The organism is Actinoplanes solisilvae (genome assembly GCF_003999975.1).
Taxonomy (GTDB): Bacteria; Actinomycetota; Actinomycetes; order Mycobacteriales; family Micromonosporaceae; genus Actinoplanes; species Actinoplanes solisilvae.
In genome coordinates, this window is sequence record NZ_RJAC01000017.1 from 85,738 (window position 1) to 100,143 (window position 14,406).

Genomic DNA, 14,406 nt, shown 5'->3' on the forward strand with positions numbered 1-14,406 from the left:
TAGTAGCCCTAGTCGTCGAGGATCGCGGCGAACCGTTCCTCGGCCAGGTCGAGCTGGTCGAGGATGTGGTCCTTGGCCGCGATCGACAGCGGCGTGTCCGGGCGTCCGACCAGTTCGCGCAGCTTGGGGACGAGCGGGCGATACTTCGTGGCCGCCTTCACGGCCTTGTCCGGGGTGGTGTGTACGACCCCCACACCGTTGTCGGTGAAGTCGGAGACCTTGATGACCCGGGCCCACGGGTCACGCTCGAGGCTGGCCGCCACGTGCGCCCGGTATTGCTCGTGGCGATCGCGATCGGGGTCGTACTCGGGGTTGGTGACCGACCGGACCAGCTCGGCCACCCGGGGGCCGAAGCGGGCGGCCAGTTCGGCGATCGCCGCCTCGGTCTGCTGGGAGCAGGTGCCCGCCGTCGTGCCGGCGAGCTCGGCCGGGTGGTCCTCGACGGCATCGTGCAACAGCGCCGCGGTGAGCACGTCCACGTCTCGTACGCCGTAGTACTTGATGATTCGGATGGCCACCCGCAGCAGATGGTTGAGGTAGGGCTCGCGCACCCGCCGGTCGTGCTCGTGCAGCCGGCTGGCCAGGTCGAGCGCCTCGATCAGCTGCTTGCGTTCGGCCTCCGGGAACGATTCCAGCTCGAGCAGGAACCGCTCGCGAAGGCCCGCCTCGCCGTACACCTCCGTGATCGCGTGCAGCGGCATCGAGAGCAGCATCCGTGGCGCCATGCCGAGAACGTACCGGAGCGTCAGCCGTTGGTGGGCGAGCGCATCGGAACCGGGCGGGGCGAGGGCCGGCGGGCGGCCGTCGCGACCGTGGCCTGCTTGAGCGACCACGGGTTGCCCGGCTCGGCGTGTACGCCCCGCCGCGGGGTGCCGGCGCCGTCGGTGAACTCCTCCTCGGTCATCGCCTGCAGCGCGCTGAGGGCGACCCCGAGGATCGACGCCGCGGTGATCAGCGTGATCGGCACGATCATCGTGAGCGGCCGGAAACCGGTCACGCCGGGGATCGCGGCCGGGTCGAGGTGCACCGACATGGCGGCCATCCCGGTGTAGTGCATGCCGCACACGGCGATCGCCATGATCACCGCGGCGCCGCCGATCGGCAGCCAGCTCTGCACCGACACGGTGAACCAGAGCGCGACCGTCGACGCCACGACCGCGATGACCGCCGAGGCGGCGACCAGGGTGACGTCGTACCTCATCTCGCCGGCCACGCGCATGCCGAGCATGCCGGTGTAGTGCATGGCGAGTACTCCGCCGCCGGTCAGCACGCCTGCCATGATCGTCTTGGGCAGGTTGCGCCGGCCGTGGCCGACCATGAGCAGTCCCGCGCCGACGGCGAAGACCGCGAAGAGGAGGCTGCCGACGGTCATCGGCACGTCGAAGCGCACCGGGCTGGCCGGCACCTCGAAGCCGAGCATCGCCGCGAAGTGCATGAGCCAGATCGCGCCGCCGCCGATCGCGAACGCGCCGATCAGCAGCCAGCGGTTGCGCCGGCCCCGGGTGCGGGCACCGCGGGCGCGGGCGGTGCTGAGCAGGCCGAAGAAGGAACCGAGGAAAGCCAGCAGAAAAGCGGCCAGCGGGTTGAACGCGCCATAGGTGAAGTGATGGATCTCGGCCACTGGTGCCCCTCGCGGAAGATCGACGTATTGCCGCGAGTGATTCAGTCAGCGTTCCGCTTTGCCGCATCGCACCACGAGTGCGGCAAGGCGGACAAACGAAACCGGGCCACCCTTTGGTGACCCGGTTCTCGGTTGTGGGGGATTTGGGTACGGGTTGCGAGAACGCCGATCAGGTGAAGATGCTGACGCCGCCGGGGCCCACCAGCAGGCCGACGACGATGAGCACGATTCCCCAGAGCAGCTGCCGCCGGAAGAGCGCGAGAATACCGGCGACCACCAGGATGACTGCGATGATCCAGAGGATTAAGTCCATGCATATCGAGTACCCGGCGCCGTAAAAACGGAAACCTGGGTTATCGAACCGCGATCAAAGTCGCGTCGACCTCTTCGGACAGCAGCTGATAGACGTTGTACGCCTGCTTGATCACCGGGTGTGCCACGTTGCGCACGGGCACCCCGCCCGGCGTACGCCCGCGTTCCGCGCCGTGATGGGCGTGCCCGTGCAGTGCCAGCGCGGTCGGCGCCGAGTCGATCGAGCGTCCGAGCTGATAGCAGCCCAGGAACGGATAGATCTCCAGCGGCTCGCCGACCAGGGTCTCGGGCACGGGGGCGTAATGCGTGAGGGCCACCAGAGCATCAGCCTGTACGGAGTTCAGCGCGTTCGTCAGCGCCTCGGCGTACCGCTCCGTGGTGGCGACGAAGTCCTTCATCTCGCGCTCGCCGAAGTTGCTGGCGCAGGCCCCCGCGAACCCGCCACCGAAGCCTTTCGTGCCGGCGACCCCGAGCCGGTGCCCGCGGATCTCCAAGACGGTCGCCTCGCCCTCGAGCACGGTGATCCCGGCGTCGGTGAGCACCTCGGCGACCTCGTCCTGCTGGTCGCTCTGGTGGTCGTGGTTGCCCAGCACGACGATCACCGGCACGGCCAGACCGCCGAACTCCTTGGCGAAGCAGCGCGCCTCCTCGGGCGTGCCGTGCCGGGTCAGATCACCGGCGACCAGCAGCGCGTCGGCCCGGGCGGGCAGCTCCTCCAGCGCGGGCCGGTAGCGGCCCACCACGTCCTTGTCCACGTGGACGTCGCCCACGGCGGCGATCCGGATCATGAGATCTCCTCCACCTCGTTCGGTGCCTGGGCGCGCGTGATCCCGATGTCGCAGGTGATCTCGACGTCCGGGAAGTGTGCGGTGATCTGCCGGCAGATCTCGTCGCGCCGGTGCGCGCTCTCGACCTCGCCGCCGAGCACCACGAGGTGATCGCGGCGGTGCACGGTGATTCCCTGCTCGGCTATGCGGTCGTGCTCGGTGAGCAGACGCTGGATCTCGGCCTCGAGATCGGTGTCGCTGGTCATCGATGCTCCCTAGTTATTGGTGAGAGCTTCCTCAGCTTCTGGGAAAGGCACCACGTCCAGCCGGTCCAGCAGAATGAGGAAGGCTTCGGCGTACGGTGACTTGCGGGTCTCGCGGCGCACGCGGGGCCAGTCGATCTGCTCGCGCAGCGAGCGGGCCACCGGCAGACCGGTCGCGAAGTCGCAGTAGTGCTGGCTGTAACTGAGCAGCTTGTGCACCATGAGCTGGGTCGCCGAGATCACCGGCATGTAGATGGCCTCGACCGAGATCTGCTCCGTGTCGGCCAGCGTCTCCAGCGTCACCGGAGTCTCCACCGGGCGATAGATCAGATCGACCATCCGGTCCTCGTCGAAGACCTTGACCAGCCAGTCCTCGGGCGGCTGCTCGGTGCGGAACCCGACCTTGGCCAGCTCATCCAGCGCCTGATCGCGGTCCTCCTCACGCAGCAGGAAGTCCACGTCGTGATCACTGGAGTGCCCACCGTGCGCGTAGACCGCGAAACTGCCGCCGAGCGCGAACGGTATGCCGGCGGACTTCAGGGCCGAGGCGACCTTCTTCAGCGTGGTGGCCAGGCCCTCGTCCACGCGGTGCGGCATGACGATCCCCCTGTCGACGTGTGCGGGTTGGGTGTCGGATACGACTACCCGGGCCGCCTCACCTTGAATCGCCGGCCACGTGAGTCTCCGGGCAAACCCACTGCAAACCCCATTTTGGTACGGGGAGAGGGTCGCCGCCGGAAAACGGTAGGTGCGATGTCCCGTTACCGTTAGTTGGATGATGCCCCGCACGATCGCGCTCGTGGGAATTGACGGCTCTGGGAAGACGACGCAGGCCCACCGGGTGGCCGATGAGCTGAGCGCGATGGGGGTGCGCGCGTCCTACCGGCGTAACGCGGGTGGTCGCCACTGGTTCGGGCGGCTCGCGACCAAAGTCGGCAAGCGGGACGCGGACGATCTTCTGGGGCGCCGCGGCACGCTGTTCGTGGAATCGGTGCTGCGCTGGCTGGCGATCCTGCGCACCCTGCTGCGCCGCACGATCACCGGGGGCACGGTCGTCATGGACCGCTACGCGTTCTGTCAGTACGCCAGTCTGCGAGCCCGGGGCGCCAAGCCGGCCGCCGAGCGCCGCGCCCGCCTGGCCTACCGCTTCTTCCCCCGTCCCGACGTCACGTTCCTGCTCGACGTCAGCCCCGAGGTCGCCCACGCGCGCATCGAGGCCCGTGGCTACGACAGCGAGTCGATGGACTACCTGCGGGCCGCCCGAGCCGCCTACCACTCGCTGCCCGAGTTCGCCGATTTCGTGGTGATCGACGCCGACGGGACGCCGGACGAGGTCGTCGCCGCGATCCACGCCGAGCTGCGCCGCCGCGACCCCGGGCGCAATCCGATCGCCGGGGGCCTGATCCTGGCCGGCGGCACCATGGCCGCCCTGGCCACCGCCGGCACCCAGCTCGTCGAGGCCCTCTGACCGGCGCGCCCACGCTCTGACCCCGGCTGGGCCCGCGCTCTGCCCCGGCTGGGCCCGCGCTCTGACCCTGGCTGGGCCTGCATTCTGCCCCGGCTAAGCCTGGCCGTAGACCGGGATCTGGGCGCCGCTGGTCGGGGCCGAGGCGTCGGAGGCCAGGAAGAGGATCACCGCGGCGACCTCCGCGGGCTTCACCCAGCGGCCGGGGTCGGCGTCGGGCATCCCGGCGCGGTTGGTCGGTGTGTCGATGACGCTGGGCACGATCGTGTTGCACCGCACGTTCTGCCGCCGGTACTCGGTCGCCACCGAGCTCGCGAAGGCGAGCACTGCCGCCTTGGCCGTCGTGTAGCCGACCGACCCGGGGAAGGGCGACAGGGCCACCCGCGACGACACGCACACGACGCTGCCTCCACCGGCCGCCACGAGGTGGGGCAGGGCCGCGGCCGTGACGAGATAGGTGGGCCTCAGATTGATCGCCAGCATGGCTTCAAGGCCGGCGTACGGGGCGTCGGCGACCAGCGGTCCACTGGCGAACCCGCCGACGAGGTTGATCACCGCGCGCAGCGGTGCCGCCGGATCGGCGGTCGCGACGGCCACCGCCGTGGTGACATCCTTCTCGTCCGACATGTCGCCCGTGACCGGGACCGCGCCCTCGGGTAGCCGATCGACCGACTCGGGCCGGGCCGGGGCGACCACGCGCCATCCGTCGGCGACGAAGGCCGCCACTGCCGCGGCCCCGAGACCGCCCGATCCGCCCGTGATCAAAGCCGTACGTCCGCTCATGCCGCTCCTCCGGTCTAAACCTCACTGTGTGATTCGTCACGCGGCAATCCGGATGGGCCCGGTGCTCCGAACCGTTGTCAAAGGAGCGTCACCCGCACGGATATCACCCGGACGGGCTAGTGAACTGCGCCGCCGCGTGCCGCATTGTGGCAGGTGGTCCCGTTCCCTAGAGGCGTCGGGATCTTTTTGATGGTGATTTGTTTCAACCCTGTCGCGAAGCTGTCGATCCAGCACCTGAACCCGGCGCGCTCACGAAACGTACTGGGTGGTGACGGACGTCCCAAGGTCATTGGTGATGGACGTCGCTGTGAGGGATGAGGGGCCGGTGGTGTCATGAGCGCACGGACGGGTATGGCTCTGTCGGTGCGACCACGCTGAGCATGAGCCGAACCGAGCCGGGGCGAGGCCGTGGGTCCGGTCGCCGGGGCACTGTAGCCCTGCTCAGCAAGTATGCACTGGGCTCTCAGCTCGCACCCAGGCATTCATGACACTTTCGACGCACCAGCCGGAATCAGTGCAGGCAGCCATTTGTTGTGTAGATGCCAGTAACCGCAATGTGCGAGCTGCGGACGTTACGGGGAGGAACTGATGGATACAGGGATCACCCGTAACGGGGTTAGTAGTGAAGGCAATGAGGGGACCGTGGGCAACGTGGAGAAGAACACCGTGATGCGTACCGATCAGGTCGCCGAGGAGCGCGACCTTGTCGGCGTCTACCTGCACGAGATCTCCCGGACGCCGCTGCTGGACGCCGCCAGGGAGGTCGAGCTCTCCAAGGCAATCGAGGCGGGCCTCTATGCCGAGCACCTGCTCGAGACGGGCGAGGTCCGGCGCGGTGTGAGCCGGGAAGAGCTGGAGCGCCTCGTCAGCGAGGGTCGCAAGGCGAAAGACCTGTTCATCCGGGCCAACCTGCGACTGGTCGTGTCGATCGCCCGGCGCTACGTGCGCTCCGGCATGCCGATGCTCGACCTGATCCAGGAGGGCAACACCGGTCTCGTCCGCGCCGTGGAGAAGTTCGACTACGAACGCGGCTACAAGTTCTCGACGTACGCGACGTGGTGGGTGCGTCAGGCGATCAGCCGGGCCATCGCCCAGCAGGAGCGCACCGTGCGCCTGCCCGTGCACCTGGTCGAAGACGTCAACCGCATGCGCAACGTCACCCGCCAGCTCGTCCGTGAGCTGGGCGGCGACCCCGAGCCCGAGCAGATCGCGGCCGCCCTCGGCGTGACCGTCGAGCGGGTCAACGAGCTCACCCGCTGGGCTCAGGACACGGTCTCGCTCGACACCCCCGTCGGCGACGACGGCGACACCAACCTCGGCGACCTGGTCGCCGACAGCGACGCCCCCTCTCCCGAGGAGATCGTCCTGACCGCCCTCGAGCGTCAGCGCATCGAGGGTCTGCTCAACCACCTCGACGACCGTTCGGCCGGCATCATGCGGGCCCGCTACGGCCTCGAGGACGGCCGCGAGCACTCGCTCACCGAGGTGGCCTCGCGCTTCTCGCTGAGCCGTGAGCGCATCCGTCAGCTCGAGATCCAGGCGCTCGGCCGGCTGCGCGAGCTGGCCCGGGCCGAGGGCCTGCAGGCCGCCTGACGTTCGTCCGCCTTCCCCCCGTTACTCCAGACACGAAAGGCCGGTACCCGCGACGGGTACCGGCCTTCTTCGTGCGGTCGGACGGGTCAGACCCGCCCATATCCGTACGGGGTCATGATGTTCATGCCTCGCTTCTTGACCACCGTGCCCGTGTGCGGGGCGTCGATGATCTGCCCGTCGCCGACGTAGAGCGCGACGTGCCCGAGACTTCGGTAGAACACCAGGTCGCCCGGCTTGAGATCACCCTTGCTGATGTGGGTGACCGCGCCCCATTGCGCCTCGGTGTTGTGCGGCAGCGACTTGCCGGCCGCCGCCCACGCCGCCGAGGTGAGGCCGGAGCAGTCGAACGTGCCCGGGCCGTCCGCGCCGAACTCGTACGGATCGCCGAGCTGGTTGTAGGCGAAGGTGACCGCCTTGCCGGCGCTGCCCGAGATGTTCGGGATCTTGCCGGTGTACTTGCCGCCGGTCTCCTGACCCTGACCGAAGGCGGCCTCACGCATGTCCATCAACTTCTTGATGTCCTTCTGGATCGCCGCCTTCTGCTTGGCGATCGTCTGAAGCTGCGCGGTCTGCTTGCTCTGGGTCGCCTTCAGGGCGGCCTTGCGGGTGGCGAAACCCTGCGTGGCCTCGGTGAAGGTGTCGATGTCGCGCTGGTTGGCCTTGGTGATCAGGTCCAGGTAGGACATCCGATCGATCAGGCCTTCCTGGCCGCCGTTCAGTAGCGCGGTCATCGGCCCGACGCGCCCCTGCTTGTACGACGTGGTGGCCAGGGTGCCCACCTTGGCGCTCGCAGCCTTCAGCGAGGCCTGGGCGGGCGCGAGGGACGCCTCGAGCTTCTTCTCATCAGCCTGGGTCTTCTTCAGGTTGATGTTCATCTTGTTGTACGACTCGGTGACGTCCTCGAGCTTGTTGGACGCCGTCTCGATCTGCTTCTTCAGCTCACTGGCGGAGGGTGCCGCGTGCGCGACGGTCCCCAGCGAGCCGGTGATCGCGGCGGCCAGCGCCGCGACGACGAGGACCCGAAGCCTCGTACGGGGGTGTGGCACCGGTCTAGTGGCCTTTCTTCCGCTTGGCCGCCTACCGGGTTAGCTGTCGGGTTCGGGCGGAAGAAGGCCCTACCGCTGAACGCGGATTCACCCCAGGAACTCGGTTCCCCGGTTCTGCCGTGACGTCACTGACGGCACGATGATTCGGCGGCGTTGGCCGGCGCCACCGGAGGGGGAGTGGCTGCGGACCGAACCAACCGCATCAACTTATCGGTGGAAACATCAAATGCAAGGCCTCACAGAGTGATTTAAGACAATGGCCTGCTACATGCAAATGATGCCGATAGCGGTTAGTGATTTGACGGCAGCAAAGCGTATTGCTTGACCGTCAAACTGGACTTTTCGCCAACTCGGCGGCCGGCACCCACTCGCGGCTCACCTTGCGCTCGGCCCAGAACGAGAAGAACGGGATCGTGCCGAAGAACATCACCAGGATCATGCGCCCGGCCGGCCAGTGCAGGCGGCGGGACAGGTCGAACACCGCGACCAGGTAGACCATGTAGAACAGGCCGTGGATCGGGCTGATGATGGCGGCCGGCGTCGGGTTGTCGCCGATGTACTTCAGCGGCATGGTGACACCGACCAGCAAGAGCAGGAAAACTCCTACGATCCAAGCGATGATCCGGTATCGGGTCAGAGCACCCTGCACTTCGGTAGTCCTATCCGGGATAGTCGCTCGGGCGAGCGCCGGGATTGGCGTTCAGCCAGGCGAGATAGTCGTTGTAGGCGACCAGTTCGGGGTCGTCGGCGTTCTTCTCGGAACGGACGGCCACGCGGACCGGACGGCCGACGGTAACAGGCTTACCTGGGAGGTTTTCTTCCTCCAGCGCGGCCGGCTCGGGCTGCTCGCTCGGCCCTTCCGGCTGCGACTTCTTGCGGAAGAGCTGCACCTCGCGGAACCAGAGGAAGATGACGAAGGCCGCGAATACCGGCCACTCGAACATGTAGCCCCAGCTGATCGAGTTGCCCTCGAGCGCGCGGCTGTACTGCCACCAGCCGAGCCCCAGGCAGCCCGCGGTCAGAACGATCGCCAGGACGTGCCGGGCGATCCACGCCGGGGTCCACAGGCCCTTCATGGTGCCCAAGCGTACCGGCGCGGGTTTGGCCGCGGCCCGCACGGGCAACCGTCCAGTCGATCGGCCGCCCCCGGGTGGCCGTTGTGGCCCGATTCGACCGGAGGTGCACGATGACCGACGCCCGCGGTGACTCACCGCTGATGGAAACGGGGATCGATCCCGCCACGCTCGGTGACGAAGATCTGTTCAGGGAACTCTCCAGCCTCTATCGCACCCGGCTGGCCACCCTGCGGCACGGCCCCGACGCGGCGCTGGCCAACCACTTCAAGCGGACCGCCGATCTCGAGACCGAATACATCACCCGATACCCCGGGCGCGAGATCGACCCGGACCGGCTCACCCGGGACTTCTAGTGATCGAGTCGCTGCGCGCGAGGCTGAACCGGGTCGGGCAGTCCTACGCCCCTCACGAGCACCGTCCACTTTCCGGCTACGTCACGGCGATGGGCGGATTCGGTGCCCTGGCCGCCGCGCTGGCCGTGGCCGCGAAGGCGAAGGGAAGCACCCCCGAACGACCCGCTCCCGCTGACGTGGTGCTGCTCTCGCTGGCGACCCACAAGCTGAGCCGGCTGCTGGCCAAGGACTCGGTGACGAGCCCGCTGCGGGCCCCGTTCACCCGCTACACCGAACCGGCCGGGGCGGCGGAGCTCAACGAGGAGGTGCGCGACCACGAAAGCTCCCTCAAGCACGGCATAGGCGAGCTGGTGACCTGCCCCTTCTGCCTGGCCGTCTGGGTCGCCACGGGCCTGACCGGCGGCCTCGTGCTGGCGCCCCGCCTGACCCGCATGGCCGCCGTGGCCCTCACCGCCACCGCCGTCTCCGACTTCCTGCAGCTCGGCTACGACATCGCCAAGAAGCGCGCCGAGGAGTGATCCACCCAGATCAGGGCCCGCCTCCACCCTCCCGAGAGGCGGGCCTTCCTCATCGCCGAAGCCGGCCCGCCCAAGTGGTCGAGGGACCGTCGGGTGGCCCGGAGTCAGGGCGGCCCTTCGCTCTCGAGGCCGGCCCAGCCTTTCGGGCTCTCCGGTTCGTCGTCGTACCGCCCAGCCGTGACGTCCTCGTCCACCGCCGTGGCGTCGTGCTCACTGGCGAAGTCCTCCTGCTCGTCCGGGTCACCGATCGGTTCCATCAGCGCGTCCCTTTCCCTAGCCCGCCAGCCCTGCGAGCCCGCCGGCCGCGCGGTCGCCGCACGTGTCGGCTCGCCGCTCCGGCTACCCGGTCGATCTCGGCGCAAACGCTGTGGTCGGCGTCACATTCGCTGATGGAATCGGCGTGGGGTTCCGATCGTTGTGGACAGGTGTCGGTAGTGCCCAGTGTCCCCGGGCCTCACCCATTGCCTGCACGGAATACCGTTCGGCTGGAGCCGTGCTGAGCCACTCGCCGCGAGGCGACCTGCACTCCGACACCCGCGCCGCCCCCGGCTTAGCCGAGGGCGGCGCTCCTTTACCCGGAGCCCTCGCCTCCGCCTCGCGTGGCCTTTCCGCCTCGCGTGGCCTTTCCGCCTCGCGTGGCCTCTCCGCCTCCCGTCGACCGGCCGTGGCTCCGGGTTTCTGCGGCGGTGTGGCGGTTTGTGGGGTCCGGCTCACGTTTTTGGTGTTGTGAGGGCGGGTAGTTGATCTCGCATGAGTGATGACCGGATCGGGCGGCGGGCTGCTGACCTGCTGCCCGAAGAGTTGGCTTCCGGAAGCGCGGACCCCCGCGCGCAGGCCGAGGCGATTCTCGAGGAGTCCGACGAACGCGAGGACGATCCCGAGGCCGCGCCCGACTCGTTCCTGGAGCGCCGCCGGTCGGACGAGACCGTAGAACCCGGCGAAACCACTCGGTAGAGGCACAAGACTTACGTGATCGTCGATGGTCATGGCAGGATGCCCGGCGTGCCTGCCCCATATCGCCGGGTTTCGTCCCCGGACCGCGGTCCCGCCCGAGTGGTGACCCGTCCGCGGCGTACCCGTTCCGTGGCCCGACCGGTGGAACCCGTCGGCCCGCACCCCGTGGAACTGGCGGGCCTGCTGCACGAGCTCACCGCTCGACTGCTTTCGTCCAACAGCTTCGCCCAGGCTCTGGAACGGCTGGCCGTCTTCGCGGCCGGCGCTGTGCCCGGTGTCGTCCGCTGCTCGATCGTGCTGATCGGCGAGGGCGGTCCGCTGACCCACGTCGGCTACGGCAGCGCCGGTACGGCGATCGACCGGATCCAGTACGCCGAGGCAACCATCGGCCCGGGGCTGGACTCCGCCCGCTCCCGCACGATGATCACCGCGCCGGATCTCGCCGCCGACGCCCGCTGGCCCGACCTGATCGAGGCGGCGCGGGCCGAGGGCGTGCATGCCGTGGCCGCCATCCCGCTCGACCTGCCGCGGGCTGAGGTGGGCGCCCTGAGCCTGTATTTCGACACGCCCGACGCCCCCGGTGCCGACCTGCTGCTCACCGCGATGGCCCTGGCCAACCAGTCCGAGGTCCTCCTGGACGAGCTGCGGCGCCGCGATGTGCAGAGCTCCGGCGCGGCGGTCGACCGGGCCATCGGCGTGATCATCGCCCAGCGCGGCTGCGGCGTGCAGGAGGCCTACGACGTGCTGCGCGACACCGCCCAGCGCCTGGGACTAGACCGCCACGCCGTCGCCGATCGCCTGATCGCCGTAGCCGCTCGCAACGCCTGACGGCCAGACGCCAGACCGCCAGACGCCAGACGGTCGACCGTCAGACCGTCAGACCGTCCGGACGCCACACCGGTCGGACGCCACACCGGTCGGACGCCACACCGGTCGGACGCCACACCGGTCGGACGCCCGCGGCCGCCGTTAGTCGGTGGGTTTCTCGGCGTGCTGGATCACCTCGAACTCGAGCAGCGAGGCTCCGCTGGCGACCGGCTTGGCCCGTTCGCCCGAGTGGGCCGCCCGGCCGCTGCCCGCCGACCAGGCCTGGAATGCCTCTTCCGACTCCCACTTCGTGTAGACGAAGTAGCGCGTCTCGCCGCCCACCGGCCGCAAGAGCTCGAAAGCGAGGAACCCCGGCGCGTTTTCCACGGCCCCCTGCCGCGCCGCGAACCGTTTCTCGAGCTCGGGCCCGGCACCCTCGGGAACCTCAATCGCGTTGATCTTCACAACAGCCATGCCGCAACGCTACTGCCTCCACGGCGGCGTGTTTGGGGGCTGTGGACAACGCTGCGCCGGGCCTGTGGACAACGCCCGCGACCGCGCCGTGGACAACGCCCGCGACCGCGCCGTGGACAACGCCTCAGGCCGGGCTGTGGACAACGGCCCGCCCGCCCCGAAGAGGCGGACGGGCACGTCTATCGGGACTTCGAAGTGCCGTCCGCAGGCGTCGCCTCGTCGCGCAGCGGACCCGCTCCCACCTCGCCCGGAACACCCATGCTGTTCTCGGCGGCCAGAATGTCGTCGGCCCGCTGCTGCTGGGCCGAGCGCATGCTGAGCGGGATCTCCGGCAGGAAGAACACCACGATCAACCCGATCACCATTACGGCCAGCGCCAGCAGGAACACGATCTGGATGCCGTCGGAGAAGCCCACCTTGAACGGGTGCGCCACCACGTCCGAGAGCCGGTTGAGGAACGACGTGTCGCTCAGCGCGTCCCCGCCCGTCGCCTGCCGCAGTTCCGCGGCCTGGTTCGGGTCCGCCGCCAGTGCCGCCTGGAATTCCGGCGTACGCTCCGCGGTCTGGAACGCGCTGCCGATCTTGCCCGGCAGGACGTTGAAGAGGACCGACAGGAAGACGGCCGTGCCCAGCGTGCCGCCCATCGAGCGGAAGAACGTCACCGAGCTGGTCGCCACGCCGATCTCGCGGGGCGACACCGCGTTCTGCACCGCGGTGATCATCGGCTGCATGTTGCCGCCCAGGCCGAGACCCATCAGCACCATGATCAGCATGACGCGCCAGAGCGGGGTGTCGGCGCCGATCGTGGCGAACAGGCCGAGCGAGGCCACCATCAGCGTGCTGCCGATGATCGGGAAGATGCGGTAACGACCCGTACGGGCGATCAGCTGACCCGAGATGATCGAGCCGGACATGATGCCGAAGACGAACGGGATCATCTGGAGGCCGGCCAGCGTTGCCGACGATCCCTTCACGATCTGCAGGTAGAGCGGGACCGTCATGAGGCCGCCGAACATGGCCATGCCGAGGATCGTGCTCGAGGTCGCGCCGACGGCGATCGTACGGTTGCGGAACAGCCGGATCGGCAGCAGTGCCTCGTCGCCGTAGGCGCGCTCGATGAGCACGAAGGCCACCAGCCCGATCGCGCCGATGATGTAGCAGAGGAACGCGCGACCCGAGTCCCAGCCCCACGTACGCCCCTGTTCGGCGACGGTCAGCAGCGGCACCAGGCCGACGATCAGCGCGACCGCGCCGGGCCAGTCGATGCGGTGGTTGACGCGGTGGTGGGGCAGGTGCAGCACGCGCGCTACGACGATCATGGCCGCGATGCCGATCGGGACGTTCAGGTAGAACACCCAGCGCCAGCCGTCGAGCCACAGGATGCTGTCGGCGCCCGCGAAGAAGCCGCCCATGATCGGGCCGAGCACGCTCGCGGTGCCGAAGACGGCCAGGAAGTAGCCCTGGTATTTGGCGCGCTCGCGGGGCGGGACGATGTCGCCGATGATGGCGAGCGCCAGCGACATCAGGCCGCCGGCGCCGATGCCCTGAATGGCCCGGAACGCCGCCAGTTCGTACATGTTCTGGGACATGCCGCAGAGGAACGAGCCGACGACGAAAATGCCGATCGCGAACAGGAAGAACGGGCGTCGTCCGTAGATGTCGGAAAGCTTGCCGTAGAGCGGCGTCGAGATCGTCGACGTGATCAGGAAGGCCGTGGTGGCCCATGCCTGAATGTCGAAGCCGTGCAGGTCGTCCGCGATGGTGCGGGTGGCGGTCGCCATGATCGTCTGGTCGAGGGCGGCCAGGAACATGCCCATCATGAGGCCGGCCAGGATCGTCAGGATCTGGCGGTGGGTGAATTCCCCGGGCGCTGCTTCGGGTTTGGTGTCGCTCACGAGTTCTCCCGTGGGGTGGCGAGGTGGGCCTCGACCGAGCTGTTGAATTCTGCGAAGAGGCCGGCGAATTCGGCGGCCCGTCCTGGTGGCCAGTCGTTCAATGTCTCGCTCAGCCAGGCGTGGCGCCGCTGTTCGAGCCGCTCGACGGCGACCAGGCCGGCCTCGGTGATCGCCAGCCGGGTGGCGCGGCCGTCCTCGGGGTCGGCCTCGCGACGGGCCAGACCGGCCTTGACGAGCTGGGCGACCTGCCGGCTGATCGTCGAGGGATCGGCCTGTTTGATCTCGGCGAGATCGGTCGCCCGCAGGGGACCGCGGTGACGCAGCGGGAAGAGCAGCAGAAGCGCGGAGAACTCCGCACCAAGATCCCCGACATTGAGCATGCTCCTGGCTCGGGTCATGAGCCGGGCGAACCGTACAAGTTCGTCGGCCAGCCGGGGGATGTCATCGGGAATGTCTGATTCGCGCACGATCTGCCTCGG

The 14,406-nt window shown here is 68.6% G+C and carries 20 protein-coding genes and 1 riboswitch; of the genes, 6 read left to right on the top strand and 14 right to left on the bottom strand.

Annotated elements, in window-relative coordinates:
- Nucleotides 1-8 precede the first annotated feature (8 nt).
- From EER30_RS32530 to EER30_RS32550, 6 genes are all read right to left on the bottom strand, one after another.
- On the bottom strand, nucleotides 9-725 hold the full coding sequence (locus tag EER30_RS32530) for an HD domain-containing protein (RefSeq protein WP_127504494.1): 717 nt from the start codon (nucleotides 723-725) through the stop codon (nucleotides 9-11).
- A 20-nt stretch (nucleotides 726-745) separates the two neighbouring features.
- Nucleotides 746-1,621, bottom strand: coding sequence for an MHYT domain-containing protein (locus EER30_RS32535; protein WP_127504495.1), 876 nt, complete (start codon nucleotides 1,619-1,621; stop codon nucleotides 746-748).
- A gap of 169 nt (nucleotides 1,622-1,790) precedes the next feature.
- On the bottom strand, nucleotides 1,791-1,934 hold the full coding sequence (locus tag EER30_RS47430) for a GPGG-motif small membrane protein (RefSeq protein ID WP_164842551.1): 144 nt from the start codon (nucleotides 1,932-1,934) through the stop codon (nucleotides 1,791-1,793).
- Between the two features lie 40 nt (nucleotides 1,935-1,974).
- Nucleotides 1,975-2,721, bottom strand: a complete 747-nt coding sequence (locus EER30_RS32540; protein WP_127504496.1) for a metallophosphoesterase family protein — start codon at nucleotides 2,719-2,721, stop codon at nucleotides 1,975-1,977.
- Nucleotides 2,718-2,966: a hypothetical protein gene (locus EER30_RS32545; protein ID WP_127504497.1), complete on the bottom strand. Its 249-nt coding sequence runs from the start codon at nucleotides 2,964-2,966 to the stop codon at nucleotides 2,718-2,720. The genes EER30_RS32540 and EER30_RS32545 overlap by 4 nt, the downstream gene beginning before the upstream one ends.
- A 9-nt stretch (nucleotides 2,967-2,975) precedes the next feature.
- Complete coding sequence (locus EER30_RS32550; RefSeq protein ID WP_127504498.1) at nucleotides 2,976-3,560, bottom strand: nucleotidyltransferase; 585 nt, start codon at nucleotides 3,558-3,560, stop codon at nucleotides 2,976-2,978.
- Nucleotides 3,561-3,738: 178 nt separating this feature from the next.
- Here EER30_RS32550 and EER30_RS32555 point away from each other — a divergent pair, with 178 nt between their 5' ends.
- On the top strand, nucleotides 3,739-4,431 hold the full coding sequence (locus EER30_RS32555; RefSeq protein ID WP_127504499.1) for a dTMP kinase: 693 nt from the start codon (nucleotides 3,739-3,741) through the stop codon (nucleotides 4,429-4,431).
- 93 nt (nucleotides 4,432-4,524) lie between these two features.
- Here the strand turns inward: EER30_RS32555 and EER30_RS32560 are convergent, their stop codons facing one another.
- On the bottom strand, nucleotides 4,525-5,211 hold the full coding sequence (locus EER30_RS32560) for an SDR family NAD(P)-dependent oxidoreductase (RefSeq protein WP_127504500.1): 687 nt from the start codon (nucleotides 5,209-5,211) through the stop codon (nucleotides 4,525-4,527).
- A gap of 588 nt (nucleotides 5,212-5,799) precedes the next feature.
- Between EER30_RS32560 and EER30_RS32565 the strand changes: the two genes are divergently transcribed.
- Nucleotides 5,800-6,804 (top strand): sigma-70 family RNA polymerase sigma factor, encoded by a 1,005-nt coding sequence (locus EER30_RS32565; protein ID WP_127504501.1) that lies wholly within the window; start codon nucleotides 5,800-5,802, stop codon nucleotides 6,802-6,804.
- An 86-nt stretch (nucleotides 6,805-6,890) separates the two neighbouring features.
- On the opposite strand, the gene EER30_RS32570 is transcribed toward EER30_RS32565, so the two are convergent.
- The 3 genes from EER30_RS32570 to EER30_RS32580 all read right to left on the bottom strand — a co-directional run bounded on the left by EER30_RS32570 (nucleotide 6,891) and on the right by EER30_RS32580 (nucleotide 8,926).
- On the bottom strand, nucleotides 6,891-7,850 hold the full coding sequence (locus EER30_RS32570) for a C40 family peptidase (RefSeq protein WP_240670442.1): 960 nt from the start codon (nucleotides 7,848-7,850) through the stop codon (nucleotides 6,891-6,893).
- A gap of 13 nt (nucleotides 7,851-7,863) precedes the next feature.
- Nucleotides 7,864-8,010, bottom strand: a riboswitch (cyclic di-AMP (ydaO/yuaA leader).
- 168 nt (nucleotides 8,011-8,178) lie between these two features.
- Complete coding sequence (locus EER30_RS32575; RefSeq protein WP_127504502.1) at nucleotides 8,179-8,499, bottom strand: DUF3817 domain-containing protein; 321 nt, start codon at nucleotides 8,497-8,499, stop codon at nucleotides 8,179-8,181.
- Between the two features lie 10 nt (nucleotides 8,500-8,509).
- Nucleotides 8,510-8,926: a hypothetical protein gene (locus EER30_RS32580; RefSeq protein WP_127504503.1), complete on the bottom strand. Its 417-nt coding sequence runs from the start codon at nucleotides 8,924-8,926 to the stop codon at nucleotides 8,510-8,512.
- A gap of 110 nt (nucleotides 8,927-9,036) precedes the next feature.
- On the opposite strand from EER30_RS32580, the gene EER30_RS32585 reads away from it, so the two are divergent.
- Both EER30_RS32585 and EER30_RS32590 read left to right on the top strand, forming a co-directional pair.
- Nucleotides 9,037-9,279: a DUF6158 family protein gene (locus tag EER30_RS32585; protein ID WP_127504504.1), complete on the top strand. Its 243-nt coding sequence runs from the start codon at nucleotides 9,037-9,039 to the stop codon at nucleotides 9,277-9,279.
- A 2-nt stretch (nucleotides 9,280-9,281) separates the two neighbouring features.
- Complete coding sequence (locus EER30_RS32590) at nucleotides 9,282-9,797, top strand: DUF1360 domain-containing protein (RefSeq protein ID WP_127504611.1); 516 nt, start codon at nucleotides 9,282-9,284, stop codon at nucleotides 9,795-9,797.
- Nucleotides 9,798-9,901: 104 nt separating this feature from the next.
- On the opposite strand, the gene EER30_RS47435 is transcribed toward EER30_RS32590, so the two are convergent.
- Nucleotides 9,902-10,054: a hypothetical protein gene (locus tag EER30_RS47435; RefSeq protein WP_164842552.1), complete on the bottom strand. Its 153-nt coding sequence runs from the start codon at nucleotides 10,052-10,054 to the stop codon at nucleotides 9,902-9,904.
- A gap of 493 nt (nucleotides 10,055-10,547) precedes the next feature.
- Here EER30_RS47435 and EER30_RS32595 point away from each other — a divergent pair, with 493 nt between their 5' ends.
- Nucleotides 10,548-10,751 carry a hypothetical protein gene (locus EER30_RS32595; RefSeq protein ID WP_127504505.1) on the top strand — a complete coding sequence of 68 codons (204 nt, stop codon included), beginning with the start codon at nucleotides 10,548-10,550 and terminating at the stop codon, nucleotides 10,749-10,751.
- A gap of 141 nt (nucleotides 10,752-10,892) precedes the next feature.
- On the top strand, nucleotides 10,893-11,579 hold the full coding sequence (locus EER30_RS32600; RefSeq protein WP_240670443.1) for an ANTAR domain-containing protein: 687 nt from the start codon (nucleotides 10,893-10,895) through the stop codon (nucleotides 11,577-11,579).
- 141 nt (nucleotides 11,580-11,720) lie between these two features.
- On the opposite strand, the gene EER30_RS32605 is transcribed toward EER30_RS32600, so the two are convergent.
- The 3 genes from EER30_RS32605 to EER30_RS32615 all read right to left on the bottom strand — a co-directional run bounded on the left by EER30_RS32605 (nucleotide 11,721) and on the right by EER30_RS32615 (nucleotide 14,394).
- A complete protein-coding gene (locus EER30_RS32605) occupies nucleotides 11,721-12,032 on the bottom strand; it encodes an antibiotic biosynthesis monooxygenase family protein (protein WP_127504506.1) in 312 nt (103 codons plus the stop codon).
- 179 nt (nucleotides 12,033-12,211) lie between these two features.
- Nucleotides 12,212-13,927 carry an MDR family MFS transporter gene (locus EER30_RS32610; protein WP_127504507.1) on the bottom strand — a complete coding sequence of 572 codons (1,716 nt, stop codon included), beginning with the start codon at nucleotides 13,925-13,927 and terminating at the stop codon, nucleotides 12,212-12,214.
- Complete coding sequence (locus tag EER30_RS32615; protein ID WP_240670444.1) at nucleotides 13,924-14,394, bottom strand: MarR family winged helix-turn-helix transcriptional regulator; 471 nt, start codon at nucleotides 14,392-14,394, stop codon at nucleotides 13,924-13,926. The genes EER30_RS32610 and EER30_RS32615 overlap by 4 nt, the downstream gene beginning before the upstream one ends.
- Nucleotides 14,395-14,406 lie beyond the last annotated feature (12 nt).

Bases quoted from the DNA above. Each gene is read 5' to 3' on its own strand.
- EER30_RS32595 (WP_127504505.1), top strand. From the start codon at position 10,548: ATGAGTGATGACCGGATCGGGCGGCGGGCTGCTGACCTGCTGCCCGAA.
- EER30_RS32555 (WP_127504499.1), top strand. From the start codon at position 3,739: ATGATGCCCCGCACGATCGCGCTCGTGGGAATTGACGGCTCTGGGAAG.
- EER30_RS32530 (WP_127504494.1), bottom strand. From the start codon at position 725: ATGGCGCCACGGATGCTGCTCTCGATGCCGCTGCACGCGATCACGGAG.
- EER30_RS32580 (WP_127504503.1), bottom strand. From the start codon at position 8,926: ATGAAGGGCCTGTGGACCCCGGCGTGGATCGCCCGGCACGTCCTGGCG.
- EER30_RS32560 (WP_127504500.1), bottom strand. From the start codon at position 5,211: ATGAGCGGACGTACGGCTTTGATCACGGGCGGATCGGGCGGTCTCGGG.
- EER30_RS32540 (WP_127504496.1), bottom strand. From the start codon at position 2,721: ATGATCCGGATCGCCGCCGTGGGCGACGTCCACGTGGACAAGGACGTG.
- EER30_RS32545 (WP_127504497.1), bottom strand. From the start codon at position 2,966: ATGACCAGCGACACCGATCTCGAGGCCGAGATCCAGCGTCTGCTCACC.
- EER30_RS32585 (WP_127504504.1), top strand. From the start codon at position 9,037: ATGACCGACGCCCGCGGTGACTCACCGCTGATGGAAACGGGGATCGAT.
- EER30_RS32605 (WP_127504506.1), bottom strand. From the start codon at position 12,032: ATGGCTGTTGTGAAGATCAACGCGATTGAGGTTCCCGAGGGTGCCGGG.
- EER30_RS32565 (WP_127504501.1), top strand. From the start codon at position 5,800: ATGGATACAGGGATCACCCGTAACGGGGTTAGTAGTGAAGGCAATGAG.
- EER30_RS32550 (WP_127504498.1), bottom strand. From the start codon at position 3,560: ATGCCGCACCGCGTGGACGAGGGCCTGGCCACCACGCTGAAGAAGGTC.
- EER30_RS47435 (WP_164842552.1), bottom strand. From the start codon at position 10,054: ATGGAACCGATCGGTGACCCGGACGAGCAGGAGGACTTCGCCAGTGAG.
- EER30_RS47430 (WP_164842551.1), bottom strand. From the start codon at position 1,934: ATGGACTTAATCCTCTGGATCATCGCAGTCATCCTGGTGGTCGCCGGT.